The organism is Nitrobacter sp. NHB1, assembly GCF_036964665.1.
Classification (GTDB): domain Bacteria; phylum Pseudomonadota; class Alphaproteobacteria; order Rhizobiales; family Xanthobacteraceae; genus Nitrobacter.
Genome location: NZ_JBAMDA010000001.1, coordinates 62,594 through 89,099, shown reverse-complemented (window position 1 = coordinate 89,099; position 26,506 = coordinate 62,594). Strand labels below are relative to the sequence as shown.

Here is a 26,506-nt window from a genome sequence, read left to right as displayed (position 1 = left end):
GCCAAAAAGCCGTCAAAAAATACTTGATCGGGCTTCCACATCGTGGCGATCGAGAAAAACTCAAGCGCTCGCTTCGTCGCGGCCATGCGACGCGACAACTCGCCAATTAACACCTTGGCATAGCGCCCTCTCGCCTCGCCCCGACATCTCCCTTTCCGCGACGCAACTCCGCCCTATTGCGACGCCACCTTCTCCGCACCATCGCGAATGAGGAAGCGCATTGCATGAGTCAGGTTCCGCCGCAGAAATTCGACGCCGAGTATGTCGCGCATTTGCGTGAGCTGCTCGACATCGCGGTCGAGCAGATCGGACCGGAGCACCGCACGCCGGCGACCAAAGCGAGGATGGCCGAGACCTTGGTACGCAATGCCGCCGACGGCATCACCGACGCGCATCATCTGATGGACGTGACCGTGCGGGCAGGCGAGGACGGCGCCGCCTAGTCTAGTAGTTCGTTTGCACTCTGCACGCCGCGCCCGTCGAATTTATCGCCTGGCAAAGATTGACCGCCGACGCAGACCGACGCGACGATGGCTTGCGGCCCGAAGGTGCACCGCCGGGTTTGGCGACTGCGGTGACATTCGATGCATTCATGATCAAGCCGGTTCGTGGCGTAGCCCAACTCTCGGCGTCGAGGCCCGTCACCCGGCGAACATAATTTCGGGTTTCCTCCGGAAGACCGCGCCTGCCTGACAACCAAGCGCTGACTCTTTCCGGGCCCGCATTGTATGCGGCCGCCGCAAGCCCCAGGTTGCCGAATCGCTTCACAAGCGTCGCCAGATGCGCCGCGGCAGCATGGATTGCTGATATCGGTTCGAAAGGATCCTTAAGCCCAACGGCGATTGCGGTCGCTGGCATGAATTGCGCGATTCCCAACGCACCTGCCCGGCTAATGCTCGTCGGCTTGAAACCGCTTTCCTGGGAAAGTAACTTAAGGAGAAATTCACGCGGAATCCCGTTAGCGTCGGCAGCCTGTATGGCAACGCCCGACCAGCGCTGAACGCCGCTTTCGGTGCGCGCCAAAAAATTTTCCAACGGCGAGTCGCTGACATAAAGACCGGCTCCGCCGGTCATGGGCTTCTTGTCAACGGTTACAGATGCTGATGACATTTGATTCGCCTCAGCGTCCGAAGCGCGTGCGGCTTCATGCAACGACTGTTCTGCGTCGTCTGCCTGGAGGCCAACCTCTGCACCGGAAGGAAATCGATCTTCGAACCGCGACGCATCCGCCTCAAAAGCAGCAAGCGCTCCCCGCGATGTGATGCGCATTCCACCTGTAAATGCCAGCAAGGTGACTGACAGGATAGCTAACAGGAGGACCCGAACAAGCATCATGACAAGCCTTGTCAGCCTTTCGGCACCGATGCGCTGGAATCCAGACGGCTCTGCTGCGTGGTGCCGGTGGCACCCCGCTGAGCGGTCTTTGCTGGCGCCGAACTCTTCGGTTCGAGAGTTGCCGTTTTTGACTCGGCGCGCTCAGCGCTACCAAGCGTTCTCAATCCCGCGCGCGGTGGCTCGCTGCTCGAAACCGGCATCGGGTGTCGATATTCCGGAGCCCAAGGCTCAAACTTATCCACTGCCAGATATTTCTGGATCAGGCTGTTCTGAGCAACGGGGTTCCTGAACTTCCAAAGGTTCTTTCGCGCCCCTTCGATGATCGTTGCATAGACCGCCAGATCGATCGCCTGCCGGACAGCGAGCTGAGTTGGCTCGGTACGGGTAATGCCGGCCTCGACTTGAAGCAGCTTGTTCACCGAGGCGTATTTGAAAGCGCTGCCCTGAATCGAAGCCGAATAAACTGTCTTGGTGGTAGTGACACTGGTTAGCACTTCACCGGATTGGACCGACACAACCCGCATGGCGACGGTGACGGTATCCTGGCGATATTTGGTATCGCCGCCAATCCCAAGATAGTTGGCGCCGAGGCCGCCGGTTACAACGTTGCCGTCAAATGCAACGATGCCACCCTCGATAATCAGCCCAGCGAAATGCAGCGGCGGCAACGGGCGCGCGGCCTCGCCATCGATTTCCTTGCGCGTCGCGGTAATAAGCTGCCGCTCTTGCAGCAGGCTGGCAAGCCCGGTCCGCTCGACCACGGTGAACCAGCGGCCATTTCCGGCGCGACGCAATGCGTCCACCACGAATGCGGTGCCACCCTGGGTCACAGCACGGGAGAACACCGCCAGATTGTCATTCGGTTCGTTCTTGCCGGTGAGATCGGCAAATTGATACAGCGCGATGTCCACTTTTCGCCGCGGCGGCGGCAGCGTCTCGAGTTCGACACCGGTTGCCGACGGCGCTGTGACCGTTGGAGCTTCCTCAAGAAGCTCGCGTGTGCCGGGCTGCTGTACGCACCCGGCCGTGCCCAGCGCCAACGCGACGATGGCGACTTTCCATCCACCCAATTTCACTACTTGGCCCCTCGCCTCAAATTCACATTCAACACGCGCGACGGCAATCGCTAAGGCGACGCGGGCACGACAATGTTGGTAATCGACGTTCCATCGTTAATCGCAATCTGGATCTGACCCCCGACCTTATTGAAGTTGATCGAAGTGGTCCCAAAGCTAAAATTGCCGGACTGCTGCGCGTTCGCACCGAAAATCGCCTGCGTAATCTGGTTGGCGAACGAGCTTAGCAACTGGCTCTGCAGTTGCTGCGCAAAGATCTGCCCCGGCGTCAGCGCGGCGCTGCCCCCCGCCCCGCCGGCCGCACCCGCCGCCGCCGCAGCGGCCTGGGCCTTGGTCTGATTGGCCAGTGGGATGTTCTGCGCATTGGCCAAATTGAGCAGGTTCGGGCCGTTGTTGGGATTTCCGCCAAAAGACGGGTTGGTCGGCTGATAGACCAAGGTGCCGGCCGATGCCGGTCCGACCATCGTTAGAGCGATGATAGAGCCACCGGCCACCGTGGCTGCAATCTGGGTCAGCAGCTTAGCGCCGGCCAGGCAACGAAATAAATTAACCATACGCTCAGCCCTCAAGCGATAAAATATAGGATTCTCTGTTAGCACGCCGCCGGTGTGATGCGGCGGCTTGTCATCGAAGAGTCTGTGGAATTCCGGCAATTGTGGCCATAATGCATCAACAAGCCGGCCATTGGCCTACTTGTTGCCGGTCTGGGTAATCGATACCGACTTCCCATTACCCACCTGCGTGAGATTAACCGACAGACCGGCACCCGTCTGGCTCGTGCTGTAATTGTTGCCGCTGCCGTAAGCTATGATCGTTGCATTATTGCTATTGCCATTTTGCATGGCGTTTAGCGTATTGGTGTCGCCATAAGCGTTGACCGCCGCGACATTGCCGTCCCCGCCCTGCTGCGTGGTTGTCAAACTATTGGAGTTTCCAAACGCATTGATCGTGGAGTTGTTGTTGTTGCCGGTCTGGGTCTGCGTGGTTGTATTGTGGTAGTAGGATCCGCCCGACGTCGCGGTCATGTTGGCATTCGCGGTATTGAGGTTGCCGTTTTGCGTCACGGTCGACCCGTTGGCGCCCTGGACGAGGGGCGCGGCGGCACTGTATGGGGAATGGTACAGATAGGCATTAATGTCCGTTTGCGCCGAAATGTCCGTGTAGGGCGAATCCGTCAGAAGCGTCTGCCCCATCGCGGCCGAGGCGAAAAGCAATGACGCTGCGGCTGAAAACAATGCCGCCGTGCAAGGCTTGAAATTCATTTCGATTCTCCATCCGGCAATGCGCAACGATAAATTCGATCGTTCACGGTCACGGTGAAATCCGTCGTATAGCTGGCATTGTGATCGACATTGAAATTGGCGAGGCCGACAAATGTCTCGACATTCGCTGCTAACGTGAAGGGGCCGCCCATCTGGATGTTGGATGATCCCGCCGGGCCGGTTTTGACAACATGCAGCGAATAGACGCCGTGGCCGGCCTGCGGACTCACCACCCGGCCTCGAAGCTGTACCCGGTCTCCGGCCTCCTGGCGTACGATGACGCAAACAATCGGAGGCGGCTGATCCAAAGCGGCCATTGCGCAACTCCTGCAATGGCACGACCGTACCCCGGCCGGGGTGGCCGGGGCAAGCAGGTAGTAACGTTTCGTTAAGGATTTTCCGGGTTTGGCTAACGCCCGCCCGATCGCCCTACTGGCGGATATTAGCGACGTTGCCCCGCCCGCTCTGCGACACCGAAGCGATGTTGTTGCTGGAGGTCTGCGACACCGAAACCTGATTGTACGACCCGGCCTGACTGGCGTTCATGACGTTATGGCTGCCGGATTGCGTCAGCGATGCAACCTGGTTGTTGCCGGTCTGGCTCGCGGTCATCTGGTTGGCGTTGCCGCTCTGATTGACCAGCATCATATTGTCCGAACCGGCCTGGGTCGCGACCATGGCATTGTTGACGCCGGTTTGCTGGGCCTGCAACGTGTTGTTGTTGCCCTTCTGCGTCAGCATCGCCAGCAGTTCGGTGCCGCTCTGGCCGACCCTGGCCGCGTTGCCGGTCCCGGTCTGCTTCAGGGTCGCGGCGTTGTTGGCGCCCGCCTGGCTGACCTGAAAGCTGTTGCCGTTGCCGCTCTGCAAGATCGTGAGCGTGCTGTCGTCGGCCGACTGGATGATCGAACTGATGAGGCCGCCTGAGACGCCGTTGAAACGACCGGTCTGCTGCAGCACGACGCTGCTGCCGGTCCCGCTTTGGGTGACGGCGGCCTGATTGCCGGTACCGGACTGGAACGACGCATCGCTACCCGACCCGAACCGGTTGGCGGATCCGGTCTGATCGATAATGATCAGATTGCCGCCGCCACCGGCGTCGTTGCTCTGCGCGAACGGCGAGACGCCGCCGATGGCATTGTCGCCGCCCGGCGCCTGATAGACGACGAAGCTGCTGCTCGTGGTGCCGGTGCTGATGACGGATGCCTGCGCGGCGAAACTCGAAATCAATGCGGCGACGCCGACGGTCGCCAGATAAATGATTTTCATGACCCCAATCCCTGTGCCCTTGATGGCAAGCCACCATGGCGCAGGAGTTGGAAGATCGGCTTTCGCCGATCGGTCAAATTGTAACGAATACTCGACGGTCCAGGTGTTTGACTCGAAAAATCAATGGCCTGGCGAGCTTTACGCCGTCCCGGCGTTGCGCCGTGTTAGCTAACGTAACGCTAACGACGAACCTGACGCGTATCTCAGGATTACTGTTTGATGACCAGCGTATGGCCGCTGCCGCTCTGGCTGTAGTTCGCGACGTTGTTGCTGCTGGGCACGGTCAAGCTGCCCTGCATCACGATCGCGCTGTTGCCGAACTGACTGCCGTTGCCCTGCTGCATTCCGACAATCCTGTTGCCATCGCCGTTCTGCAGCAGCGAGGCCAACTGATAGCCGCCGGACTGATTTGAACTGGCGTTGTTGGCATTGCCGTTCTGGTACAGCGTGACCGTGTTCTTGTCATCGTACTGCATCAGAACCGCGACGTCGCCGGTGCCGTTCTGATAGATCAGCGTCGCCTCGTTGCCGGTGCCGTACTGGCCGAACGTCGCCTGGCCGCCATAACCGGACTGGTTGTTGCGGGCGGTGTTGCCCGATCCGGTCTGGGTGAACCACGCCTGGTTGCCGAGCGAATCGGTGCCGCCGCCACTCTGGGTGTTGAAGACGAACTGGCCGGAGCCGTGCTGCACCACCTCGGCGGAATTGCCGGTGCCGTCCTGGTTGCTGGTGACGTGATGCGCGCCGGCGCTGTCCTGCAGCACATCGAGGCTGTTCTGGCCGCCCAACTGGGTGGCGAGCGCGTAGTTGCCCTCGCTCGGTCCCTGCTGGTGGATGACGATTATCAGATCGTAGCCGTTCTGCGTGGTCTTGGCCGCGTTGCCGTTTCCGATCTGCGCCACCGTGACCGCGTTGTTGGCGCCGCCCTCCTGCGAGATGCTGAAACCGTTGGTGATGCCGTTTTCATACAGCAGCACCACGTTGCGATCCGTATCGACCTTCTGGTCGACGGTGTGGTCGAGCCCGATGGCGTCGCCGTTGTTGGTGCCGAGTTGGTTGACGGTCACCGAGCCGTGGTTGCCGGCCTGATAGATGTTCGCGAGGTTGGTCGAGCCGATCTGCGATCCGGTCGCGGCATTGTAGCCGCTGTCGGGAGCGGCGTTGGTCTGCACGATGTGGACGACGTTGTTGCCGGTGCCTTCACCATTCAACTGGGTGAAGGGCGTAATCGCCGTGCCGACCTGGCCGAAGTTGGCCTGCTCCTGCACGATGTCGGCGGTCTGGGTGCCGAACTGAGTGAGAAAGGTGGTCGATCCGACCGCGAGAGCCGAAGAGACTGGCGCCAGAATGAGGATGCTCGTCGTCGCCAGCAAAAGCTTGTTCATGAGCGATCCTCGATGCGAAATTCTTGAAAAAAATAATAATTATCAAAACAAGGGGCGGGGAGCGTGCGCTCCCCGCCCTGATTTCAAGAGCCGCTCACAAGCTTACTGCTTGACGATCGTGGTGTTGCCGACGCCCGTCTGGCTAAAGCTTCCGGTATTGCCGTTGCTGTTCTGCGACACAAAGGCGGTATTCGAATTTCCGCCCTGAACGCCAGTGATGTGGTTGTCGTCCCGGGCTGTCGCAACAGCGATCGAGGTTCCACCGATCGTGAAGCCTTGAGCGAGATAAGCCTTGTTGCTCCAGTCGCCGCTCTGAGTCATGTCGATCGAGTTGTTATTACCGTTTTGTCCGGCCAAGATGACGTTGGTGTACCCATTATATCCAACCCCGGACTGCGTCGCGGAGAAAGTGTTTCCGCTCCCTTTCTGATCCTGCAGCGTTGCAACGTTGTAGGCACCCGTCTGGCTATAAGTAGCCGTGCCACCGGTGCCGGTCTGCTTGTTGCTGATCTGCTCGTTGTTGCCGCTCTGGTTCGTCACCGTCGCGGTGTTGGAAGAACCACTCTGCGTGTTCGTAATGTCATTCAGCGTTCCGGTCTGGCTCGTAACATAGAGCCCATCCGTGGTACCAGTCTGGTTCGACGTGATCGTCAATTGTGTACCATTTTGCGCCGTGACGTTGACTGTATCGTGAGAGCCGCTCTGCGTGTTGGTAATCGTGTTCTTTGAGTTCCACGCGCCAGCGCTATTTTCCTGATAACTGGTCAACGAATTGTGATCGCCGGTCTGTGTGCTGACGACGTCGTTGTAGCCAGCGCCGTGGCCCGGTGCATCTTGCCGCACCGACACGTTAAGGCCGCTGCCGTTCTGATTGGCGATCAGAGTATTGTTGCTTGCGTCCTGCTCCAGCGAAACGCCATTGCTCCAAGCAACTGAAGAGTTATTCCCACGCTGCTGGATATTGAACTGGTTGTTGCTCTGTTGTTGAAGAATGCCGATGCTTTGATTGTTGCCCGGACCCTGATTGGCTGTACCGCCGTTCAACGAGCCTATAGTCCCCTGACCGTTGTTGGTGCCATTCTGGTAAAGAGCGACGGTGCCATTGCTGCCGCTCTGCGTAATCGTTGCATTGTTGGTGGTGCCGGATTGTCCAACCTTATAACTGTAGGGCCAGTACGGCCCACCAGGCTGCGCCGAGTTATTGGCGCCGGTTTGGGTGATGCTGATGACGTTGCCGCCCGTGCCAGCACCATCCTGCTGCACGAATGGATCGGCGAGCGTACCCACCTTGCCGTTCGTCGCGCCAGACTGAGTGATTGCTGCGGACTGGTTGTGACCAGTCTGGGCGGTATACGATGTCGAACCACCCGCGAAAGCCTGCGATGCGAAGGCGACGGCGAGGATGCTCGTCGAGGTCAATAAAAGCTTTTTCATAAAACGTCTCCTGTTAGATCCTATTTGATCCACACAATGAAATTTGGCTGCGGCTGCGGGCCCGTGTGTGTTGGCCGTTGCCTCCCCCGTTCCTTCGACCCCCATCACCGTGTCACCGCGCCACCCGAAGCGCCGTGTCATCCGAAGCGATGGCTGCAGAGGCCATGTGATTGCTGTGCGCTGAGAATGCCCCCGTGCTTAAATTACTTTGTCTGAAACTCGACGCTTTCAAAGTAACGGATCATTAGCCAACGGGCCGGTTGCACGCAAGAGCTTTAATGGTGTCTTAATTAACGGTCCAGGTTGTCGACCGTTGTCGCCAACGACGCACATCCCCCGAACGGGCAGCAACAATCGCCGCTTTAACTCATCATTATCGCTAACATCACGTTAGCGTGCGTCGCCGTTTCAGGATGCCCGCGCCGCTCCTGTGACCCTTGCTCCGCCGTTGCGGGCTCGCTCGCGGACAAGCGGCGGCTCCAAACCGGGCGTGTCCAGTTCCTTACAATTTTAAGCTAAACCATTGTGGATAAAATCATTTCCACTGACAGTCGGTTGCATTTCCGCCACGGGCTACGGTAACCCTTGGTCCGGTCAGCGGTGGCCCGGTCCGGTCCGCCCACCACGCCGGTGAAGACGATGTCGTCCGAACGTTACCGGTACGCAACTACAGACGGAGATCACATGAACACCCTGGCGGAAGGCAATACACCGGCGTTTTTCGCGTTCATCGATCGGGAAATCGCCGCGGCGAAAGAAGAAATCGACAAGCTCGACCAGAAGGTTCACGTCCTGATCGAGCTTCGCAACAACTATCTGGCGCAGCCGGCCCATGCGGATGAGACCGCTAACGAGGCGCGTCAGGCCACCTCACGACAAATGCTGGCGACCGAATCGGTCATGACCTTCCTGCAGCGGCAGGATAAACCGGTCGCGACAACGCAAATCCTGGACTATCTCGACAGTCAAGGCATCAGCTTCGGCGGCCAGCATCCGCGCAATGCGCTCAGCGTCCTGCTGTCGCGCTCGGCCTTGTTCAAGGCCCACGGCCGGCGGGGCTGGACCCTGGCTCGCCGCTGAAACGCGACGGTGAGGCCGAATGTCCACAGTTGCCGGAATTCGGCGGCCGCTTTCATTGAATTGCCGCCGATGCTAATGTAGTTAAAGGCGGGGATTTCAATAAAGTTATATTGGGGCTGTAATGAAGGCGCGCACGCTCGGCGGAATCGGCATATTGCTGTTAGGCGGCTCGCTCAGTGGCGCGGCCTTGCTGGTAGGCATAACCGGGGCATCCCTGGCGCAGGGCGACAAGCCGATTCGAGCCGCGCAAATCAACTCGCCCGGCCTGCCGCCGACCATCGCCGAGCCACCGGCCGCGCCATCCGCCGCCGCCTGCGACGCAAACTGCGTTCGCCGCAGCGCCGACACCGCCGCCCAGGCCTGCGTGCCGCTGATCGAGGCCAAGGCCCCGATCGACTATGATTGGCTGTCGCGGCCGTTCGGCGGCATGTTCACGCAAGCCGAAAAGCCTGGCAAGGATGGCGTCATTCGCTATCGCGGCGATGGCATTCGGGTTCTCACGGCACAGAATCAGTGGCTGCGGCACGCTTACGAGTGCGCTTACGATCCGGTCACGCGCAAGATCGTCGACGTTCAGTTGCGGCCAGGCCGGCTGGTGCCGCCGGCCGATGTCGCGCATTTCATCGCCGACATCCTGAAGAAGCACCCCGGCGCACAAGTCACCACGCAGCTCATTGGCAAAAACGGCAAACCGCTGCCGCGACAAGCGAAGGCTGCGGTCAGGCCGCGGCCGCAGTACGGTGAACCCGGCCCGATCACCATCGCCCAGGAGCATCTGCACACGCCGCGAATCGATTCAGAAGTGCGTGTTTCGCAGTCGACGTGGACGAAGAGTCGCAAGCACCACCGGGACTAGAACGCTTACCGGTGAAGTGGACACCGGTTCACCGTAAGGAAATGCGACCACTCAATAGCTTGGAGCGCCCGCTCTGATTCCATCAGAACGGTAAGCGCTCTAACAAGCGTTAGCCTGAATACCGCGAACCTGCGGCCGATGCCACATGAGGACTGTGATGTGGTCGATAGGTGTGCAGCTATCCGCCTCGCCGCCCTTTTGAGAAGTGCGTCGCGCTCCGGACCTTCCTGCAGCTATTCAGCGTCCGCACGAAGGCGCTCACCTTCCTGCGCGCACGCTCGGCGACGACAGGTATGCTTGACGTGTCGCCGCTCCATAGCTGCTCCGTCGGGGCTGCTATTGCTTTTGGTTTTCTGTTCGCTCCTTAGACTATCACGTGCCCTGCGGCTACCCTGGGTGGCATCGCTTCAACGCATCATGGACGCGGAGGTGAACCGTGCCGGGTTTGCCGGAGGCCGTTTGGTTTGAGTCAGGCTGCCATGGCCGGCTCTTCGATCATGGCGTACCTCGGCTTCGTCCGGCGGGATGTTGCCGATGGGCAACGTCGCGAACTCGACGACCTCGAAGCTTCGCCATGGCCCGCACCGATGAATGACCTTCCGGCCCGCCCTCTTGTCGGCCTGCGTTGCATGAAGCCTCGGCGGATCGAATCGCGCAGCATCATCGCGAAAGGCAGAGTTTTGACGGGATCACGCTTCGAACCTTACATATGTGCCTAGCTTAATTCCTCCGATGGAATAGCGATGCGGCAGATAACGCCCGCCGGATCAAAATCGAACTCCGCACCCCCGCCAGAATACTGCAAGCTTCGCTCAACAACTGTGTGTCCGAATCCCTTTCGCTCAGGGCGCGTGACGCGCGGTCCCCCGGATTCGCGCCATTCGAGGACAAAGGCGCCATTTTTCTCACTGTCGCGACCAACCGCGCGCACAGTGACGTGACCTCCCTCTTGCGAGAGTGCGCCGTATTTGACCGCGTTGGTCGTGAGCTCGTGCACAATCAACCCAAAAGCTATCGCGCCGTGGGGCGTGACCGCAATGTTCAACCCCTCGACCGTGACCTGTTCCTTCGTCGATTCGATATAAGGTGCAAGCTCGGTCATGACGATATCGCCCAGTTTCAGGGATGACCAGGAATTTCCCAGGAGCAAGGTGTGGGTCGCCGCCAACGCCTGAATGCGGCCTGAAAATGCCTTCTGGAAAGCCTCCACCGTATCTGAATTGGAAGCCGTCCGATTACTAATAGATGCGACCAAGGTCAGCGTGTTTTTTACGCGATGATCGAGTTCACGCATGAGAAGGATTTGCTGCTTTTCAGCAGCCTTGCGCTGCGAAAGATCGACCATGGTCACCACGGCGCCGCTGATGCGGTCGCCAGCAACCCGTAGTGGCGCGGCGCTGACCAGATAATCCTTCACTTTCGGCGCGTTCGATGCGATTGCCTCGATCCCCCGCAAAGGAGTGCCGGCGATCACCATCTCGATGATGTCGTCTGCTTGCAGGAGTCCAGTGGAGTCGCGGAATAACAGCGGAATGATTTCGGCAAAAATCTTTCCGATTGGGTTTCCGTCATAGACAATGCTGGCCGCGGCGTTGGCGTGGGTAACAACTCCGTCGCGATCGCACACTAGAACAGCTTCGTTGGCTGAGGCAATGACCGCGCGAGCGGCATGTTCACTCTGCTCAGCGCCCTCATTAAGAACCCGCTCTGTCACATTGGCAAAGGTTACGGCATGGCCTCGGCTCGTGCCGATCTGCAATGGGCTCGCCATCGCAATAAAGTGAAGATCGACCTCTTCGCCCCGCGGCAATTGAATTTCGCAACTTTGTCGGGTCGTGTGTGCTTGTTTAAGCAGGCGCCCAATATCTTTGCCGGTGTCGGCCGTAAAGGCGTCCACCAATAACTTTCCCTGCAATTGAGCGAGTGAGATGTCGAGCAGTCGCGTAAGTGTGCTGTTGGCGTAAAGTACCCGCCCACACCCGTCGAGCGCAGCAGCGCCTGGCTCCATAACTTCCATGAATGCCCGGTAGGAATCGTGGTCTCCCCCGATGGTGAAAATCTCGTCGTCCACGTGCCCGCGCATCACCAGCGCATCGACCTCATTCTCGCGAATAGCTCGCACCGTTTCCTCCGCCTCGGCGAGCCTGCGTCGAAGGTCGGCGATCTGAAGGTCTTTGTCTGAGGACGGATCCGGGGTCATACGCTGTCGCTGATCTTGAGATTCACCAACACTTTGTGAGTGTCGGAAAGATCGCCGATGAGCTTGCGCAGAGGAACCGGCAGTTCGCGCACAAGAGTTGGGATTGCTACAATGCTGTGTTCGCGTGCGAGCTTTGGGTTCTGCCGCAGATCGATCACCTCTACCGTGTACTGACCGGGGAGATGCTCAGCACATATGCGTTCCAGATTGGTAATCGCGGCAAGAGATTTCGGCGTCTGTCCCGCCACATACAGAAGGAGTTTGCGAGGAGCCATGGACACGTCCTTATATTTGTTTTTTGCCGCTAGGATTTGCGACTCCTCTGAAGGTCAGCCTTGTCATCCACCGCTTGGCGAAGGTATTCGCCTTCATCGTCTGTGATCGCTTTGAGCTCTATCTCGTCCGCATCGAGTTCTGCCTGCAAAGCCTCCATTTGAGCCTTGGCACGCCGCCGCTTTTGCTGAATTTGCTGCTGGACCCGCGACACATCTGCGCGGCGGCGCACTTCAGCCCGCCGGGACTTGGCTTCTTCATTCCTGCGGGCGGTGCCGGTCAGGGCACCGCTTTCTCCGAGATATGGGGGCACGAGCTTGATACCATCGTCGCTCATGACGAATTCGCGGACTTGATTCGAATGCGACAAGCCGCGCGCCTTGAGCAGATAGAGTTCGCGATTGAACTCTCCGCTGACTTCACGGTTGAGCAAAAGAATCCAGGCATCCATAAGGGACGAAAGGCCCGCGTCAGTCTGCACCTTCTCATCCTGGCCGTGCATGAGATGGGTGAATATCGCGGTCACGCCGTGGCTTTTCAGAAAATCGATCACACGCAGCAGCATGGATTGAACTTCCATGCGATCGCCGCTTTCGAGGAATGAGGAGATCGGATCGAGAACCACGAGGCTTGGATCGAACCTGGTTACCTCGCGCAACATCACGGCCAGATGCATTTCAAGGCTATAGAATGTCGGCCTCGCGGCAATGAATCGAAGTTTATCCGATTTGATCCATCGGCCAAGATCGATCCCAAGGGACTTCATATTTCTGACGGATTGATCGGCGGATTCCTCGAAGGAAAAAAGCAGAGCGCGCTCGCCGGCAGCACAAGCGGCGTTTGCAAAGCTTGCAGCGACCGATGATTTACCGGAGCCGGCGACGCCAGAGATAAGTACGCTGGATGCCCGGTGGAAACCGCCGCCTGCCAGCATGTCGTCGAGGTCCGCAATCCCGGAGGAAATCCGATCCTCGAAAACTTTGTGATTCAAGCCAAGGGAAGACACGGGCAGGACGCTGAAGCCATCCTGATCGATGAGGAATGGATATTCATTCGTGCCGTGCGCGGTGCCGCGATACTTCACGATGCGAAGGCGTCGCGTCGAAGCCTGGTTCTGGACTCGGTGATCAAGCAAAATCACGCAGTCTGAGACGTATTCTTCCAACCCCTGCCGCGTGAGCGAGCCATCACCACGTTCTGCGGTAATGACCGTCGTCATTCCCTTGTCTTTCAGCCAGTCGAACAATCGGCGAATTTCGGCGCGCAAAATCGCTTGGTTGGAAAAGGCCGAGAACAAACTCTCGATCGTGTCCAGCACGATTCGCTTGGCGCCAATTGAATCGATAGCTTCCTCAATCCGGAGGAAGAGACCTTCCAGATCATAGTCGCCAGCCTCCTCAAGTTCTGAGCGCTCCAAAGTGATATGTTCGAAAGCGATCTTTTGATCGTCCACCAGCTTGTGGAGCGCAAAGCCCAACGAGGCGACATTGCTGACGATGTCTCCCGGACGTTCCTCGAAAGTGACGAAAACGCCAGGCTCGCCATATTCGCGCGCGCCGTGGGTGAGAAACGTTGTCGCGAAGAGCGTCTTGCCACAGCCGGCTGAACCGCAGACCAGGGTTGGGCGTCCGGTCGGAACACCGCCTAGTGTGAGGTCGTCGAAGCCGTCAATCCCGGTAAGGGATTTGGAAATGCCATGGGGCGTAGACATTACGCGCTCGCACAAAATTCAACAGCGCAACCGATACCTGAATTAGTGAAGCGGCGCCACTTGCCTCAGAGGGCAGAAGGGTACTGGTATTTGAATCAATCCGTCTGAAAAATTCCAATTTCGGGGGCATTACGCCAACCGCGAAATAAAATTTCGCGTTTGCGCGGTTTTAAGCCCTTGATTGAGGAAAATGGCAAATTAATGAATTATTTCAGATATTTAGTTTTGGCGTTCCCTAGGGAAATCGAACCCCCGTTTCAGCCTCCGGGTGAAGAAAAGCGGGGCCAAATCCTTTCTCGTCCAGTACCGCAATGCCAATGGCCGGAGCCGGCGGCTCACGGTGGGGCGCTATGACCCCATTCGGGGCTGGCTCTGGCCAGCCCGCTGTGAGGCACACAGGCTTTCGAAATCCCTGCCTAGCCCAGCGCATTATCCGGCCCGGACAGACTAGCCATCCGTTCGCGCGACCCGTCGGTGATGTCCCTCGCCGGCGGTCTCTTTGCTTCGGGACGTCTTGCGTTGCCCTTTCTTTTGTCAGGAACGCGGCCCCGCCCCAAGCGTTATCCGCGTGGAACGGGAATTAGCCCCGCAGGTCCGATTTCCCGAACCCGAACTGGCCCGCTCTGTTGCCTTTCGGCGGGCCTTTTTGTGCGATGTGCCTCACGTGGCTAGGAACTCATCTGCGCCCACACAGTTGCTAGAGACATAGCGGCGAGAGGTCTTTGTTGCCAATCTCACTAGCCTCCGTCGCGGCGGTGCTGCTGATGGGCCTCACAAACATGATGCGCGGCGGCAGTCCGCTCGCAGAACCTAATGCGAATGCGGATCCTTCTACAGTTCATCGCGATTTCCATCGCCATGGCGACGATCTGGGTAATGGACACACAGCAATAGGATTTTCACGGTACCAAAAATAGGATGAGTTCATATGGATGAGATGGAAAAGCAAGAACCGATGCCGCAGGGGCCGACCGACAATATTTTCCTTTTCCTCGGCGGCTTTGGCCTTATAGCAGCGCTCATAGGGATCGGGCTTATCGTGGCAGCCAGCCTGGGATTTTTACACTGAGCTAGATTTGCTCGCGATCTTCGTACCCATCAAAGCAGTTTAGTCGGCGCTCCTCAGCCGCTTCATCGTGAACTCGATCTCGCCACCGGGCGTCTCGTGCCAGGATTCGACTTGGCTCATGTACGCTTCAGCCGGCCATCGTTTGAGGAACGCCCTCGCGGTCTCACGGGCCTGGTCCCGAGGCTGGGTGAAGGTCTCGTGGGCATAGCCGTCATCCGCGCTCGCCTGCCGACGCCGGGCCGCCATCCGATCAGCAAGGTCTTTCGGGGTTCGGGTCATCGCGGTACTCGCTGCCGACGATGCCGATCAATTTAGACGTTCCCCGCGGCCAGCGCGAGTCGCTCTCTCAGATCGCGTTAACGATTATAGGCCTAACATTCATCAACCAGGAGCGCAGGCCATGAGCAGCATCACCAGCATCACATCGTCACAGACCGCCCTACAGCAGGCGCAGGCCAAACTCGCGGCAGACCAGGCCGCCAAGGCGGCGGAAGATGTACTCAAAGCTGACCAACAGGCCGTGGATGCGGCCGAAACCGTCTCATCGAACTCAGCGCTTACAGCCTCATCCTCGGTGCCAACGGCTAAAACTGGTGTCGTCGACATCAGCGTCTAGATCGATCCGTCCTTGGGTGCCGAGTTTAACCCGGACAACCACCCCGCCGGCCGGGAACCCCTGCAGCGTCCTGTGGACGTCCTCAGCCCGGCCCCGCCCTCGCAGCCAGCGCCTTCTTGGCAGAATGAGCGAGAAAGCCGGAAGGCCCCTATTTCCAGCGGAAACAGGCGCTGCTGCTTACCTCTTGCTTACCCGCACGCGGACAAGAAAACAGCATATCCATCTAAGTGATTGGTATTTCTTGGCGCTCCCTAGGGGAATCGAACCCCTGTTTCAGCCTTGAGAGGGCCGCGTCCTAACCGCTAGACGAAGGGAGCGTACAAAACAGGCAATAGCCTCGAAATCGGTGTGCTGCAAGGTACCGTCCGAAATCAGGGCTCGTTCGCGAACTTCAACGTCCCGGCCGGCCGCAGCGTGTGCAGGTCGAAGGTTCGTATCTGGACGGAACCGCCGATATCGAGGGTCACGACGAGCCTGTCACCCGCGACCGCGGTTGCGGTGACCATGGCTCCCTTCGGCAGGGTCGCGGTAACGTCGGCCGCCGGCCTGCTTCCCTCGGCGCGGAAAAGACGATAGCCGATGGCGATCAGAACGGCCGCCACGGCCAGCGCCGTGGTCAGACCCGCGACCAACATCATCCGCCGCACCCGCGCAAACAGCATGGCCTGTTCCGGCGTCGGCTCAGGATTTACAGGCTCGGTCATGCAAGGCTCTGCTTTAAAAGGCTCATCGTCGGATTGCGGTCAAAGGCTTGAGGTCGCTGTCTCGGGCGACGAGGGGTCTGCGCGCCTTGACCGCGTCCTCGCGGTTCACAATCCCGCGCTGTCGCGATCGCGCCTGAAGTCGCTGATTCTCGCGGGCCAGGTCTGTGTTGCAAAACTCTCCGTTGCAAAAATCTCTGTCGCAAAGGAATCGATCAATCCGGCCCCCGTTCGCGACCCCGCTTATCATGTCGCCGCCGGGGATACGATCACAATCGACGTGCCGCCGGCGATATCGGCCGAACCGAAAGGGGAAGCCATCGCACTCGATATCGTTTACGAGGACGACGATCTGATCGTCGTCAACAAGCCGAAGGGACTGGTCGTCCATCCCGCGGCCGGCCACGAGACCGGCACGCTGGTCAATGCCCTCATTGCGCATTGCGGGGAAAGCCTGTCCGGCATTGGCGGCGTCTGCCGTCCCGGCATCGTGCATCGGCTCGACAAGGACACCACCGGACTCATGGTCGTTGCCAAGAATGACGCCGCGCATAAGTCGCTGAGCGCGCAATTCGCGGATCACGGACGCACAGGCCCGTTGCGACGGGGCTATCTGGCTTTTGCCTGGGGACTGCCAAACCGCCCGCACGGCACCGTGGACGCCCCGATCGACCGCCACCCTTATGCCCGCGAGAAGATGGCCGTGCGCGCAGGCGGGCGCGAAGCGATCACCCACTGGGAGGTGCGGGAGGCCTTCAGCGGCCGTGACGGTAAACCGGTCGCCGCCCTCCTCGCCTGCCAGCTCGCGACCGGCCGCACCCATCAGATCCGGGTGCACCTCGCTCATGCCGGCCACCCCCTGATGGGTGACGGCGTCTATGGCCCGCATTTCAAAACCAAGGCCAACCAACTAGGGGCATCCGCCCGAACCGCGCTCGACGCTCTTGGGCGGCAGGCGCTGCACGCATATCTGCTGGTGATCGAACATCCCAGGACCGGAGAAGTTCTGCGCTGGGAAGCGGCCCTGCCGGAGGATTTACTTCTGCTTCGGACGGCTTTGGCGGCGACGGAATGACGCAGTATTTCAGGAAAGCATAGCTATACCAAATGGTTATGGCAGCATTACGAGATCGTAATCCCTTTTTGTTCTTCCCTTTTCTCACCGGTCTGGTATATGCTGCACTTGCGTTGAATACCCAACGCGGAACATCGCAGCGCGGTCGGCTTTAACAAGGGACTGCCTGCCAGGCTCGCCGCTATCGGGAGCCTGAACCAGTGGAGGGCGCTCCCATGGCCCGTACTGCTACCCTGCCGGTTCTCAACGGAGAATCTGGTCTTTCCCGCTACCTTGGCGAAATTCGCAAGTTCCCGATGCTGGAGCCGCACGAGGAGTACATGTTCGCCAAACGCTGGCGCGAACATGACGATCGCGAGGCGGCACATCATCTCGTCACCAGCCATCTGCGACTCGTGGCCAAGATCGCCATGGGCTATCGCGGCTACGGCCTGCCGATCTCGGAAGTCGTTTCGGAAGGCAACGTCGGCCTGATGCAGGCGGTGAAGAGGTTCGAGCCAGAAAAGGGCTTCCGCCTCGCCACATACGCCATGTGGTGGATCAAGGCGTCGATACAAGAGTATATCCTGCGTTCGTGGTCGCTCGTGAAGATGGGCACCACCGCGAACCAGAAGAAGCTGTTCTTCAACCTGCGCAAGGCGAAGAGCAAGATTTCCGCGCTTGAAGAGGGTGATATGCGCCCGGATCAGGTCAAGCTGATCGCCAAGCGTCTCGGCGTCACGGAGCAGGACGTTGTCGACATGAACCGCCGCCTCGGTGGCGACGCGTCGCTCAACGCACCGATCCGCGACGATGGCGAGGCCGGTGAATGGCAGGACTGGCTGGTCGATCATTCGCCCACCCAGGAAGCCATCATGGCCGAGCACGAGGAGCTCGATCATCGGCGTCAGGCGTTGACCGGCGCGATGGGCGTGCTCAACCCGCGCGAGCGCCGCATCTTCGAGGCACGACGCCTCGCCGATGAGCCGATAACGCTGGAAGATCTCGCCGCCGAATTCAGTGTGTCGCGCGAACGCGTGCGGCAGATCGAGGTTCGCGCCTTCGAGAAGGTGCAATCGGCGGTGAAGACCACGATCGCACGGCAGGAACAAGCCGCTCTGGAAGCCGCCCGCTAGCGCTGGCAGCTTCGGTTTAGGAAAATGAGGGCCGGCGGCAACGCCGGCCTTTTCGTTTGCGGGCGAGAGGGATCGCCGGTCTATAGCGTTTTCGAGCGCAGTGGATACCGGTTTTGCGATCAGAATGCGCGCAAGTTATTAGAGCCTTTTCGCTTCTGATGGAATCAGAAGCGAGGCTCTATGATTTTGATTTGACGCGTTTTCTTCACGCGAACCGGTATCCACTTCGCTCGAAAACGCTCTAATTGAGAACATTTTTCTTTACGCGGACCGGATTCCACTTCGCCGGAAAATGCTCTCGCGGCGCTTACGCCTTCTGATCCAGCGCGGCCTGCTCCGGCGGGAAATCCGGGACAATCGACGGCGCGGAATCGCAGGTCGCATACTGGTTTTTCCCCTGATTCTTGGCCGCATAGAGAGCATGATCGGCTGCGGCGAGCAGACGCTCCGAGCAGATTCCGATCTCCATTGTCCATTGAGCGAGCCCGATCGATGCCGCAATCGGGACATCGGCGCCTGCGCATCCGGCGGCGTCTTCACGGCATGCGCTCAGCACGCGCCGCGCGACCACTGCGCCCTCGCGCAGCGTTGTGGCCGGCAAGAGGATGCAGAACTCGTCGCCGCCGGTGCGCGCCAGCAGATCGCCCGGCCGCAATTGCATCTGCGTCATCAGCGTGAAATGCCGCAAGCAGGCATCGCCGGCGGCGTGACCGTGAGTGTCGTTGATCTGCTTGAAACCATCGAGGTCGATCACGAGCAGCGCGAACGGTTCGCCGCTCCGTTGCGACATTGCGCACGCCTCCTCCAGCCGCCCCAGCAACTGCCGCCGGTTGGCGACGCCGGTGAGGTCGTCCACCAGCGCGAGGCCGGCAACCTCGTTACGCAGCCGATCGATCGCCAATAGCAGGAAACCGAAATTCCAGGCCATCGACAGAAATACGAGACCTAAAGTCAAGGCCGCCTGAAGGTCGTTGAAGTTGACGTAGGACACTCCGCCGCCGATGTCGAAAAATGCACAAACCGATCTGATCGCGCTGACGCACATGATGAGCACGCCAACGATTGCCGCGAGCTGGGCTCCCGAATTGATGCGACCTGCCCTGCGCGACAGCACCATCTTCAGCGTCATGCCGATCGGTACCGCCTGAGCCGTTGAATAGATGAAAATGCGCATCCGGATGTCGTCGCGCACGTACAGGAAAAAGGCGAGGCCTGCGACGCTCAACCCGACCGTGATGAACATCGCTTGCCAGGAGACGGGCCGCTCGTAGAAGCGCTGGATCCCCATCGTGTAAAGGCAGATCGCGAAGATCAACCCGCCACCCCCGAACAGCAGAGGCAGCATTGAATCGACTTGACCGCGCAGCATCGATACTGCGGTAAAAAAGGCGGCGACGAAGGCAGCCGAGGCCCAATATCGCGCGGCCACGAGCGTCGGATAGCTGCGCATGACGTAGGTCCAGACCAGACCCAACGCCATGAAATTCACGACGAACACGACCCACAGCGTCGGTACGCTCAGCATCCGCGAGTCCGGAGCGCGTGCCGCCCCGCCTCCCCTGGTTGTTCTCACGACTTCCCCGTCGCCCGGACAACGTGCAGCCGCAGCGCTTAACGGAACCTCACCGCGATGAAACAACCCCCCGCCGTGGTTTTGAAACAATGAATGCCACGCCGGTCCGTCGCCTCGCTCGATGGTCGCGCAGCCGGCCTCGCGCTACGCAACACCTGTGGATAACAGGATGACGACGGCGTGACGGCGCGACGACAGGTACATCCGAATCTGTTCGGATCAGTTTCCGAGGCTGTTGCGAGGCTGGCCCTCCGCCGAGCACGCCTCGAAGTCGCGTTTCAACCATTTAACCCTAGAGGATATTATGGCTAAGAAAGCGAAGAAGACGGCGAAGAAGGCCAAAAAGACCGTGAAGAAAAAGAAGAAGTAGCTTTTCAACGGCTCGGGTGGGGTTCGCTTCGCCCGAGCCTTCCGGCTGGGCGGCGCATGGCCCGGCGCAGGCGAGCGCGCCATTACCGGATCGCCAAGACCCGGCTCAACACCGCCGGGTCGGGCTGTTGCGGCAATAGCCAGTCTTACTGTCCGGCCAGCTTGTCGGCGAAATAGCCGATGGTCCTGCGGTAGACCTCGGAGCGATTCCATTCCCGCATCGCCTCGAAATTGGCCGAACCCTGGTGATAGTCGCCGCCGGCCTTCCAGCCGTTGGCCCTCAGAAGATTCGCCGTCGAGGCCAGCACGTCCGGCACCGAATGCCGCAGGTCGACATGACCGTTGCCGTCGTAATCGACGCCGTACTTGATGTAGGACGAGGGCAGAAACTGGGTCTGCCCGATCTCACCCGCATAGGCGCCGATCATGTCGCTGAGGCGCAGGTCGCCGCGCTGCACGATCTTGAGCGCCGCCAGCAGCTCGCGCTGGAACAGCTCGGTGCGCCGGCAATCATGCGCCATGGTCGCGAGCACCCGGAATACCGGCAGCTTGCCCATGTCGCCGCGGCCGAAATCGGTTTCCAGTCCCCAGATCGCGACGAGGATCTGCGGGGGCACGCCGAACTGCTTTTCGATCCGAGACAACAGCGAGGCGTGACGCAGAAGCATCGCCTTCCCGCCCTTGATGCGGCTGGCGGTGACGCGGGTCGCGGCATATTGCTCGAAGCTCTTGCGGAAGGTGCCGCGCTGGCGGCGGTCGAAATTCAGCACCGCCCGGTCCTGCTGCACGCCGCCGAGCGCCTGCGAGATCACGTTCTGCGAAATGCCATCCGCCGCGGCTTCCCGCGACATCGCGGCCACAAATCCGTTGAAGTCGCCGCCGCATTGCGCGGCCTGCGCCGCGCCGCCCAGCAAGCCGCTTGCGAGCCAAACGCCGACCGTGAGGGCCAAACCATATCTGAGCATGTTTGAACGTCCTGTTTTTGCCTGCGCCGTCGCCATCCTGCCATGCCGCGCCGATCGTCGTCAAAAGCGGCCCGCGACGGCCGGCCGTTTGCGGGCCTGTCATGGTCCTGCCCGCCGGGCAGACGGACGCTCTTGCTTCGACTTTTGCTTTGACTTGCGCCGCGTCCTGTCCGACAAGCCCGCCATGCCGAAAAAACCCGGAACCAATCCGAAGGGCGAGTTTGCCTTTTTCAATGTCCTTTATGAGGACGGCTCGCAGCGCTCCAACCGCCGGGTGCCGAGCGAGTTGCTCGGCGGCCTCGAAGGCGACGAGCCGGCGCGCGCCTTCATTGTCGAGCAAGATCGCGAGATCGCCGAGAAGGGCGGACGCCCGCCGCCCGTGATCAAGAGCATCAGCCGCGTCGGCGCGAAGAAGAAGTAGCTCATGCGGCTCACCGTTCCCCGGTGCGCAATTGCGCATCTGAGGACGCGCTGAGGCGACGAACGCTTTGCGTTCGCGCCGAAAACGCGAACTGCCAAGGTCTTGACGCCGAAGGCCGTCACACCGTCATCACGGCGATCGGCGTCATCGCCGCGCTGTTCTTCGTCGGCATGCCGCTGGTGCTGTTGCTCGTCGTGTGCGACTGGCGCGCGCCGTCGGCCGGACGAACTGACGGATTGAGCAGGTTTGCGCCGGCAACGCCGCGGCGCCGCACTTTGGTTGCCTTTGCGCTATATAAAGACGGATTGAAGCTGGACGCCTCACCCCAAGGTGCTTCGTGCGGAGCATGGAGTCTCGGAAGGGCGGCGGCAATCCTGCGAGGCTCGCTGCACCCGCACCTTGGGATGACGCCGTTGCATCAATCCGGATCATCCTGCTCTATCGGTCCATTGAGCCTTCGACGGGTGATGCCTTGATCCTGCGCAACCTTCGCCCAATCGCTTCGCTGCTGCTCGCCGCGGCGCTGCTGCTCACCGGCAACGGTATGCAGTTCACGCTCTTGCCGCTGCGCGGACAGGCCGACGGCTTCTCGACCGTTGCACTCGGCGTGATGGGCTCGGCCTATTATGTCGGCTTCGTCGCCGGCTGCCTGTTCGCGCCGCATGTGGTGCTGCGCGTCGGCCACATCCGCACCTTCACCGCGATGGTCGCAGTCGCCGCCGCAGCCACGCTCGCCTATGCGCTGGCGCCGCAGCCGGTGGCATGGAGCCTGTTCCGCCTCATCACCGGCTTCGCGCTCGCCGGCTTCTATCTCGTGCTCGAGAGCTGGCTCAACGACGGCGCCACCAACGCCACGCGCGGTTTCGTGATGTCGACCTATGTGATCGTGAACTATCTCGCGGTGGCCGGCGGGCAGTCGCTCATCAATCTTTATCCGATCGAGAGCGACGGCGCATTCATGCTGGCGGCGATTCTCGCCGCGCTCGCCATCGTGCCGGTGGCGCTGACGCGCTCGGCGCAGCCCGCGCCGGTCACGCTGTTCCACCTGCGGCCGCGCCAGCTCTACGACGCCGCGCCGGTGGCGCTGATCGGCGCCTTCGCCATCGGCATCGCCAACGGCGCCTTCTGGGCACTGGCCCCGATATCAGCCGCCGGCGCCGGACTCGATCACGGCGAGGTCGCGCTGTTCATGAGCATCGCGGTGCTGGCCGGCGCGCTGGCACAGTGGCCGGCGGGGCGGCTGTCGGACCGCATCGACCGCCGCAAAGTGCTGCTGGCGCTGCTGGTGGGCGCGGCCGCGACCGGCTTCGCGCTGTGGCAACTCGCCGCCACCGGGCCGCTGATGCTGACCTTCGGCTTCCTGTTCGGTGCGCTGGCGCTGCCCGGCTATTCGCTCGCCGCCGCCCATGCTTACGACAAGACGCCGGCCCACGACATGGTGGCGACCGCCGCCACCGTTCTGCTCGCGAGCGGCCTCGGCTCTGTGATCGGACCGTTGGCCGCCACGGCCTTCATCACGCTCGAAGGACCGCGGCGGCTGTTCCTGTTCACCGCGCTGGTGGAGGCCGCGCTCGCGCTCTACGTGCTGTATCGCATGTGCGTGCAGGCGCCATCCGAACACGCCGACAAGACCAACTTCGATCTCGTCACCACCGCGTCGGTTGGCGGCGTGGTGACCTCGGACGGACTCGACCCCGCCGATCCGTCCGTCGGCGTGCCGGAAGGTTTTGTGCAAGAAAGCGACACGGAGAACGAGGAGAAAGCGGAGCGGGAACCGGAGCGTGTCGAGCCCGCTCCGTAGTGAGTATGAAGGTTCAAAAACGGCCCAGGTCGTCGTTTTTGATTCTGCACCTTGGCTCCGCGCCTCCCACACTCTGGACCGCAGCGTGCGAACACCGCCTCGACGCGCAGCGAAAATCCGCTATTCTCCCCCCATGACCGAGCCAGCGCCCGACACGGCCTCGACGGCCTATGACCTGCATTACCTGGTGAACGGCGAACGCTTGTTCTGGCGCAGTGCGAGCCATGGCGTGACGCTGATCGACGGCGGGCGCGACTCTGCTATCGCCTGGCGCACCGAGGGCGGAGAAGCAGGCCGGCAACTCTGGACCGACATCGTCTCCGTGAATATGCCCGGCGCCGATGGCAAGGATACCGTCAGCAAATGCCGCATCGATTTTCGCGGCGGCCGCTTTCTCATGGTCACCGACGCGGGCATCAACGGCAAAGTGGACCGCGCTCGCGCGCCGGTCTATCGCGATTTCATCCGCGCGCTGCATCTGCGCCTCGCGGACGCACCGGAAGGCAGCATCCGCTTCACCGCCGGCATCTCGCAGACGTACCGCAATGTGATGGTGGCGCTCGGCGTGGTAACGGCGCTGCTGTTCGTGGCGACGCCAGCGGTGCTGGTGGTCGACCTGCACCAATGGCGCGCGCTCGGCCCGCTGACGGCCGGCGCCACGTTCATCTGGCCGTTCTGGAAGAAGATCGGCAGCAACCGGCCGCACGTCTACGATCCGCACCATCCGCCAGACGAACCGATGGACTAAGCGGGTTCACACGGGATCAATTGTCCAGAAACGACCGCAGCTTCCGCGAACGCGACGGGTGCTTCAACTTCCGCAGCGCCTTGGCCTCGATCTGGCGGATGCGTTCGCGCGTCACCGAGAACTGCTGGCCGACTTCCTCCAGCGTGTGGTCGGTGTTCATGCCGATGCCGAAGCGCATGCGCAACACTCTTTCTTCGCGCGGGGTCAACGACGCGAGAACTCGCGTCGTTGTTTCACGAAGATTGCTCTGGATCGCGGCATCGATGGGGAGAACCGCGTTCTTGTCCTCGATGAAATCGCCGAGGTGCGAATCTTCCTCGTCGCCGACCGGCGTCTCCAGCGACAGCGGCTCCTTCGCGATCTTGAGAACCTTACGCACCTTCTCCAGCGGCATCCCGAGCTTCTCGGCGAGTTCCTCCGGCGTCGGCTCGCGGCCGATCTCGTTGAGCATCTGACGCGAGGTGCGCACGATCTTGTTGATGGTCTCGATCATGTGCACGGGGATGCGGATGGTGCGCGCCTGATCCGCGATCGAGCGCGTGATCGCTTGCCGGATCCACCAGGTCGCATAGGTCGAGAACTTGTAGCCGCGGCGGTATTCGAATTTGTCCACCGCCTTCATCAGGCCGATGTTGCCTTCCTGGATCAGGTCGAGGAATTGCAGGCCGCGATTGGTGTACTTCTTGGCGATGGAGATGACGAGGCGCAGGTTCGCCTCCACCATTTCCTTCTTGGCCTGGCGGGCCTCGCGCTCGCCCTTCTGTACGCTGTGCACGATCTTGCGGAATTCGCCGATCTCGAGCCCGGTCAACGCCGCGAGCTGCTGGATCTCGCCGCGCAGCTCCTTGATGCGGTCCTTCTCGTGATGAACGAAATTCTTCCAGCCTTTCGCTGACAGCTTCGAGACCCGGTTGATCCACTTCGGATCCAGCTCCGAGCCCTGGTAATTCCTCAGAAAGTCTTCACGCGCGACGCCGTGGCTGTCGCCAAGCCGCAACAGGCGGCCCTCGAACGAGACCAGCCTCTTGTTGATGTCGTAAAGCTGCTCGACCAGCGAATCGATGCGCGCCTGATTGAGCCGCAGCGATTTCACCTCGACGACGATCTCGTCCTTCAGCTTCCTGTAGCGGCGCTCCTGATTCGGCGAGAGCGTTTCGTTCTGGAGCTGGTTGGAGATGTCGGCTTCCTGCAGGCGGCGCAGCTTCTTGTAGTTTTCGGCGATCTTGTCGAAGGTTTCGACCACCTTCGGCTTCAGCTCGGCCTCGATGGCCGCGAGCGACATCTGGTTGTCGAAGTCGTCCTCCTCCATCTCGCCTTCGGCGGCCCCGGCCTGGTCCTTTTCGTCCCGGTCGCCAGCCCCGGCCGGCGCACCCCGCGCCGTACGGAACGGGGTCGGCGACGGCGGTGCTGCGGGGGGCGCGGTCACGGTGGCGCCGAGGTCGCCCGCGCCCGATGCCGCGGCGGCGTCGCCCGCCGGCAGCGGCTGGCCGTCGGGGCCGGTCGGCGCCCCGAGCAGCGCCGGGTTCATGTTGTTCTTGGCGTCGGGGCCGGCATAGGTCGCCTCGAGGTCGATGATGTCGCGCAGGAAGATTTTTCCCTCGTTGAGTTCATCGCGCCAGATGATGATGGCCTGGAACGTCAGCGGGCTTTCGCAGAGCCCCGCGATCATCGCCTCGCGGCCGGCCTCGATGCGCTTGGCGATGGCGATCTCGCCCTCGCGCGACAACAGCTCGACGGTGCCCATCTCGCGCAGGTACATCCGCACGGGATCGTCGGTGCGCTCGCCGGGTTCCGACTTCTTGACCTCGGCGACAGCCTTCTGCGTGACCTCGACCAGTTCGTTGTCGGTCTCGTCGTCGGCCTCTTCCTTGTTTTCGTCGTCGCTGTCGGCGTCCTCGGACTCGGACACGTTGATGCCCATGTCGGAGAGCATCGACATGATGTCCTCGATCTGCTCCGGCGAGGTGGTGTCGGACGGCAGCACTTCATTGAGCTGGTCGAAGGTGACGAAGCCGCGCTTCTTGGCCTGCTTGATCATCTTCTTGACGGCGGCATCGGACAGGTCGAGCAGCGGCGACGGCGCGTCCGCAGCATCCTTCTCGGGGGCGTCCGCTGCCTTGTCGTCTTTTTCCTTGTCCTTGACCTGCAGCGTCTTTGCCTTGCTCGCCATTCACA

General features: G+C 60.7%; 27 protein-coding genes, 1 tRNA gene and 3 pseudogenes. 12 read left to right on the top strand and 19 right to left on the bottom strand.

Annotated features, from left to right (window positions below):
• Positions 1 to 224: 224 nt before the first annotated feature.
• On the top strand, positions 225 to 443 hold the full coding sequence (locus V4R08_RS00490; protein ID WP_335577529.1) for a hypothetical protein: 219 nt from the start codon (positions 225 to 227) through the stop codon (positions 441 to 443).
• Position 444: 1 nt separating this feature from the next.
• Here V4R08_RS00490 and V4R08_RS00485 read toward each other — a convergent pair whose 3' ends face one another.
• The 8 genes from V4R08_RS00485 to V4R08_RS00450 all read right to left on the bottom strand — a co-directional run bounded on the left by V4R08_RS00485 (position 445) and on the right by V4R08_RS00450 (position 7,758).
• Positions 445 to 1,332, bottom strand: coding sequence for a lytic transglycosylase domain-containing protein (locus V4R08_RS00485; RefSeq protein WP_335577528.1), 888 nt, complete (start codon positions 1,330 to 1,332; stop codon positions 445 to 447).
• Positions 1,333 to 1,346: 14 nt separating this feature from the next.
• On the bottom strand, positions 1,347 to 2,411 hold the full coding sequence (locus V4R08_RS00480; protein WP_335577527.1) for a CsgG/HfaB family protein: 1,065 nt from the start codon (positions 2,409 to 2,411) through the stop codon (positions 1,347 to 1,349).
• A gap of 50 nt (positions 2,412 to 2,461) precedes the next feature.
• A complete protein-coding gene (locus tag V4R08_RS00475; protein ID WP_335577526.1) occupies positions 2,462 to 2,965 on the bottom strand; it encodes a curli assembly protein CsgF in 504 nt (167 codons plus the stop codon).
• A 135-nt stretch (positions 2,966 to 3,100) separates the two neighbouring features.
• Positions 3,101 to 3,673: a hypothetical protein gene (locus V4R08_RS00470; RefSeq protein ID WP_335577525.1), complete on the bottom strand. Its 573-nt coding sequence runs from the start codon at positions 3,671 to 3,673 to the stop codon at positions 3,101 to 3,103.
• On the bottom strand, positions 3,670 to 3,990 hold the full coding sequence (csgH, locus tag V4R08_RS00465) for a curli-like amyloid fiber formation chaperone CsgH (protein WP_335577524.1): 321 nt from the start codon (positions 3,988 to 3,990) through the stop codon (positions 3,670 to 3,672). Before csgH ends, V4R08_RS00470 begins: the two co-directional genes overlap by 4 nt.
• Positions 3,991 to 4,102: 112 nt before the next feature.
• The gene (locus V4R08_RS00460; protein WP_335577523.1) at positions 4,103 to 4,939 is read right to left on the bottom strand and encodes a hypothetical protein; all 837 of its coding nucleotides are present in this window, start codon (positions 4,937 to 4,939) and stop codon (positions 4,103 to 4,105) included.
• 209 nt (positions 4,940 to 5,148) lie between these two features.
• Positions 5,149 to 6,324 carry a hypothetical protein gene (locus V4R08_RS00455; protein WP_335577522.1) on the bottom strand — a complete coding sequence of 392 codons (1,176 nt, stop codon included), beginning with the start codon at positions 6,322 to 6,324 and terminating at the stop codon, positions 5,149 to 5,151.
• A 102-nt stretch (positions 6,325 to 6,426) separates the two neighbouring features.
• Positions 6,427 to 7,758, bottom strand: coding sequence for a beta strand repeat-containing protein (locus V4R08_RS00450; RefSeq protein WP_335577521.1), 1,332 nt, complete (start codon positions 7,756 to 7,758; stop codon positions 6,427 to 6,429).
• A 684-nt stretch (positions 7,759 to 8,442) separates the two neighbouring features.
• Here V4R08_RS00450 and V4R08_RS00445 point away from each other — a divergent pair.
• The gene (locus tag V4R08_RS00445; RefSeq protein WP_335577520.1) at positions 8,443 to 8,838 is read left to right on the top strand and encodes a hypothetical protein; all 396 of its coding nucleotides are present in this window, start codon (positions 8,443 to 8,445) and stop codon (positions 8,836 to 8,838) included.
• A 121-nt stretch (positions 8,839 to 8,959) separates the two neighbouring features.
• Positions 8,960 to 9,694 carry a hypothetical protein gene (locus tag V4R08_RS00440; protein WP_335577519.1) on the top strand — a complete coding sequence of 245 codons (735 nt, stop codon included), beginning with the start codon at positions 8,960 to 8,962 and terminating at the stop codon, positions 9,692 to 9,694.
• Between the two features lie 407 nt (positions 9,695 to 10,101).
• On the opposite strand, the pseudogene V4R08_RS00435 reads toward V4R08_RS00440, so the two are convergent.
• From V4R08_RS00435 to kaiC, 4 genes and pseudogenes are all read right to left on the bottom strand, one after another.
• Positions 10,102 to 10,293, bottom strand: a pseudogene (locus V4R08_RS00435) (hypothetical protein); the annotation flags it as partial.
• Between the two features lie 116 nt (positions 10,294 to 10,409).
• Positions 10,410 to 11,894: a sensor histidine kinase gene (locus tag V4R08_RS00430; RefSeq protein WP_335577518.1), complete on the bottom strand. Its 1,485-nt coding sequence runs from the start codon at positions 11,892 to 11,894 to the stop codon at positions 10,410 to 10,412.
• Complete coding sequence (locus V4R08_RS00425) at positions 11,891 to 12,169, bottom strand: circadian clock KaiB family protein (protein WP_335577517.1); 279 nt, start codon at positions 12,167 to 12,169, stop codon at positions 11,891 to 11,893. The genes V4R08_RS00430 and V4R08_RS00425 overlap by 4 nt, the downstream gene beginning before the upstream one ends.
• 29 nt (positions 12,170 to 12,198) lie before the next feature.
• A complete protein-coding gene (gene kaiC, locus V4R08_RS00420) occupies positions 12,199 to 13,878 on the bottom strand; it encodes a circadian clock protein KaiC (protein ID WP_335577516.1) in 1,680 nt (559 codons plus the stop codon).
• Positions 13,879 to 14,143: 265 nt separating this feature from the next.
• On the opposite strand from kaiC, the pseudogene V4R08_RS00415 reads away from it, so the two are divergent.
• From V4R08_RS00415 to V4R08_RS00405, 3 genes and pseudogenes are all read left to right on the top strand, one after another.
• Positions 14,144 to 14,329 (top strand): annotated as a pseudogene (locus V4R08_RS00415) (hypothetical protein); the annotation flags it as partial.
• A 271-nt stretch (positions 14,330 to 14,600) separates the two neighbouring features.
• Positions 14,601 to 14,772, top strand: a pseudogene (locus V4R08_RS00410) (twin transmembrane helix small protein).
• A gap of 34 nt (positions 14,773 to 14,806) precedes the next feature.
• On the top strand, positions 14,807 to 14,947 hold the full coding sequence (locus V4R08_RS00405; protein WP_335577515.1) for a hypothetical protein: 141 nt from the start codon (positions 14,807 to 14,809) through the stop codon (positions 14,945 to 14,947).
• Positions 14,948 to 14,986: 39 nt separating this feature from the next.
• Here the strand turns inward: V4R08_RS00405 and V4R08_RS00400 are convergent, their stop codons facing one another.
• Complete coding sequence (locus tag V4R08_RS00400; protein ID WP_335577514.1) at positions 14,987 to 15,226, bottom strand: hypothetical protein; 240 nt, start codon at positions 15,224 to 15,226, stop codon at positions 14,987 to 14,989.
• A 121-nt stretch (positions 15,227 to 15,347) separates the two neighbouring features.
• On the opposite strand from V4R08_RS00400, the gene V4R08_RS00395 reads away from it, so the two are divergent.
• Positions 15,348 to 15,563, top strand: a complete 216-nt coding sequence (locus V4R08_RS00395; RefSeq protein WP_335577513.1) for a hypothetical protein — start codon at positions 15,348 to 15,350, stop codon at positions 15,561 to 15,563.
• A gap of 242 nt (positions 15,564 to 15,805) precedes the next feature.
• On the opposite strand, the gene V4R08_RS00390 is transcribed toward V4R08_RS00395, so the two are convergent.
• Both V4R08_RS00390 and V4R08_RS00385 read right to left on the bottom strand, forming a co-directional pair.
• Positions 15,806 to 15,880, bottom strand: a tRNA-Glu gene (locus V4R08_RS00390).
• A gap of 54 nt (positions 15,881 to 15,934) precedes the next feature.
• A complete protein-coding gene (locus V4R08_RS00385; RefSeq protein WP_335577512.1) occupies positions 15,935 to 16,267 on the bottom strand; it encodes a hypothetical protein in 333 nt (110 codons plus the stop codon).
• Here V4R08_RS00385 and V4R08_RS00380 point away from each other — a divergent pair.
• Both V4R08_RS00380 and rpoH read left to right on the top strand, forming a co-directional pair.
• A complete protein-coding gene (locus V4R08_RS00380) occupies positions 16,266 to 17,339 on the top strand; it encodes an RluA family pseudouridine synthase (protein ID WP_335577511.1) in 1,074 nt (357 codons plus the stop codon). The genes V4R08_RS00385 and V4R08_RS00380 overlap by 2 nt on opposite strands.
• A 215-nt stretch (positions 17,340 to 17,554) precedes the next feature.
• Complete coding sequence (gene rpoH / locus V4R08_RS00375) at positions 17,555 to 18,454, top strand: RNA polymerase sigma factor RpoH (RefSeq protein ID WP_335577510.1); 900 nt, start codon at positions 17,555 to 17,557, stop codon at positions 18,452 to 18,454.
• A 307-nt stretch (positions 18,455 to 18,761) separates the two neighbouring features.
• On the opposite strand, the gene V4R08_RS00370 is transcribed toward rpoH, so the two are convergent.
• Positions 18,762 to 19,979, bottom strand: coding sequence for a GGDEF domain-containing protein (locus V4R08_RS00370; RefSeq protein WP_335577509.1), 1,218 nt, complete (start codon positions 19,977 to 19,979; stop codon positions 18,762 to 18,764).
• Between the two features lie 563 nt (positions 19,980 to 20,542).
• Positions 20,543 to 21,361, bottom strand: a complete 819-nt coding sequence (locus V4R08_RS00365) for a lytic murein transglycosylase (RefSeq protein ID WP_335577508.1) — start codon at positions 21,359 to 21,361, stop codon at positions 20,543 to 20,545.
• Positions 21,362 to 21,545: 184 nt separating this feature from the next.
• Between V4R08_RS00365 and V4R08_RS00360 the strand changes: the two genes are divergently transcribed.
• Complete coding sequence (locus tag V4R08_RS00360) at positions 21,546 to 21,782, top strand: hypothetical protein (RefSeq protein WP_335577507.1); 237 nt, start codon at positions 21,546 to 21,548, stop codon at positions 21,780 to 21,782.
• A gap of 118 nt (positions 21,783 to 21,900) precedes the next feature.
• Here the strand turns inward: V4R08_RS00360 and V4R08_RS00355 are convergent, their stop codons facing one another.
• A complete protein-coding gene (locus V4R08_RS00355; protein WP_335577506.1) occupies positions 21,901 to 22,056 on the bottom strand; it encodes a hypothetical protein in 156 nt (51 codons plus the stop codon).
• A gap of 198 nt (positions 22,057 to 22,254) precedes the next feature.
• Between V4R08_RS00355 and V4R08_RS00350 the strand changes: the two genes are divergently transcribed.
• A complete protein-coding gene (locus V4R08_RS00350; RefSeq protein ID WP_335577505.1) occupies positions 22,255 to 23,583 on the top strand; it encodes an MFS transporter in 1,329 nt (442 codons plus the stop codon).
• Positions 23,564 to 24,331: a hypothetical protein gene (locus tag V4R08_RS00345; protein ID WP_335577504.1), complete on the top strand. Its 768-nt coding sequence runs from the start codon at positions 23,564 to 23,566 to the stop codon at positions 24,329 to 24,331. Before V4R08_RS00350 ends, V4R08_RS00345 begins: the two co-directional genes overlap by 20 nt.
• 16 nt (positions 24,332 to 24,347) lie before the next feature.
• Here V4R08_RS00345 and rpoD read toward each other — a convergent pair whose 3' ends face one another.
• Positions 24,348 to 26,501, bottom strand: a complete 2,154-nt coding sequence (gene rpoD, locus V4R08_RS00340) for an RNA polymerase sigma factor RpoD (protein WP_335577503.1) — start codon at positions 26,499 to 26,501, stop codon at positions 24,348 to 24,350.
• Positions 26,502 to 26,506 lie beyond the last annotated feature (5 nt).

Bases quoted from the DNA above. Each gene is read 5' to 3' on its own strand.
- V4R08_RS00490 (WP_335577529.1), top strand. From the start codon at position 225: ATGAGTCAGGTTCCGCCGCAGAAATTCGACGCCGAGTATGTCGCGCAT.
- V4R08_RS00485 (WP_335577528.1), bottom strand. From the start codon at position 1,332: ATGCTTGTTCGGGTCCTCCTGTTAGCTATCCTGTCAGTCACCTTGCTG.
- V4R08_RS00475 (WP_335577526.1), bottom strand. From the start codon at position 2,965: ATGGTTAATTTATTTCGTTGCCTGGCCGGCGCTAAGCTGCTGACCCAG.
- V4R08_RS00470 (WP_335577525.1), bottom strand. From the start codon at position 3,673: ATGAATTTCAAGCCTTGCACGGCGGCATTGTTTTCAGCCGCAGCGTCA.
- csgH (WP_335577524.1), bottom strand. From the start codon at position 3,990: ATGGCCGCTTTGGATCAGCCGCCTCCGATTGTTTGCGTCATCGTACGC.
- V4R08_RS00460 (WP_335577523.1), bottom strand. From the start codon at position 4,939: ATGAAAATCATTTATCTGGCGACCGTCGGCGTCGCCGCATTGATTTCG.
- V4R08_RS00455 (WP_335577522.1), bottom strand. From the start codon at position 6,324: ATGAACAAGCTTTTGCTGGCGACGACGAGCATCCTCATTCTGGCGCCA.
- V4R08_RS00450 (WP_335577521.1), bottom strand. From the start codon at position 7,758: ATGAAAAAGCTTTTATTGACCTCGACGAGCATCCTCGCCGTCGCCTTC.
- V4R08_RS00445 (WP_335577520.1), top strand. From the start codon at position 8,443: ATGAACACCCTGGCGGAAGGCAATACACCGGCGTTTTTCGCGTTCATC.
- V4R08_RS00440 (WP_335577519.1), top strand. From the start codon at position 8,960: ATGAAGGCGCGCACGCTCGGCGGAATCGGCATATTGCTGTTAGGCGGC.
- V4R08_RS00430 (WP_335577518.1), bottom strand. From the start codon at position 11,894: ATGACCCCGGATCCGTCCTCAGACAAAGACCTTCAGATCGCCGACCTT.
- V4R08_RS00425 (WP_335577517.1), bottom strand. From the start codon at position 12,169: ATGGCTCCTCGCAAACTCCTTCTGTATGTGGCGGGACAGACGCCGAAA.
- kaiC (WP_335577516.1), bottom strand. From the start codon at position 13,878: ATGTCTACGCCCCATGGCATTTCCAAATCCCTTACCGGGATTGACGGC.
- V4R08_RS00405 (WP_335577515.1), top strand. From the start codon at position 14,807: ATGGATGAGATGGAAAAGCAAGAACCGATGCCGCAGGGGCCGACCGAC.
- V4R08_RS00400 (WP_335577514.1), bottom strand. From the start codon at position 15,226: ATGACCCGAACCCCGAAAGACCTTGCTGATCGGATGGCGGCCCGGCGT.
- V4R08_RS00395 (WP_335577513.1), top strand. From the start codon at position 15,348: ATGAGCAGCATCACCAGCATCACATCGTCACAGACCGCCCTACAGCAG.
- V4R08_RS00380 (WP_335577511.1), top strand. From the start codon at position 16,266: ATGCAAGGCTCTGCTTTAAAAGGCTCATCGTCGGATTGCGGTCAAAGG.
- V4R08_RS00385 (WP_335577512.1), bottom strand. From the start codon at position 16,267: ATGACCGAGCCTGTAAATCCTGAGCCGACGCCGGAACAGGCCATGCTG.
- rpoH (WP_335577510.1), top strand. From the start codon at position 17,555: ATGGCCCGTACTGCTACCCTGCCGGTTCTCAACGGAGAATCTGGTCTT.
- V4R08_RS00370 (WP_335577509.1), bottom strand. From the start codon at position 19,979: ATGCTGAGCGTACCGACGCTGTGGGTCGTGTTCGTCGTGAATTTCATG.
- V4R08_RS00365 (WP_335577508.1), bottom strand. From the start codon at position 21,361: ATGCTCAGATATGGTTTGGCCCTCACGGTCGGCGTTTGGCTCGCAAGC.
- V4R08_RS00360 (WP_335577507.1), top strand. From the start codon at position 21,546: ATGCCGAAAAAACCCGGAACCAATCCGAAGGGCGAGTTTGCCTTTTTC.
- rpoD (WP_335577503.1), bottom strand. From the start codon at position 26,501: ATGGCGAGCAAGGCAAAGACGCTGCAGGTCAAGGACAAGGAAAAAGAC.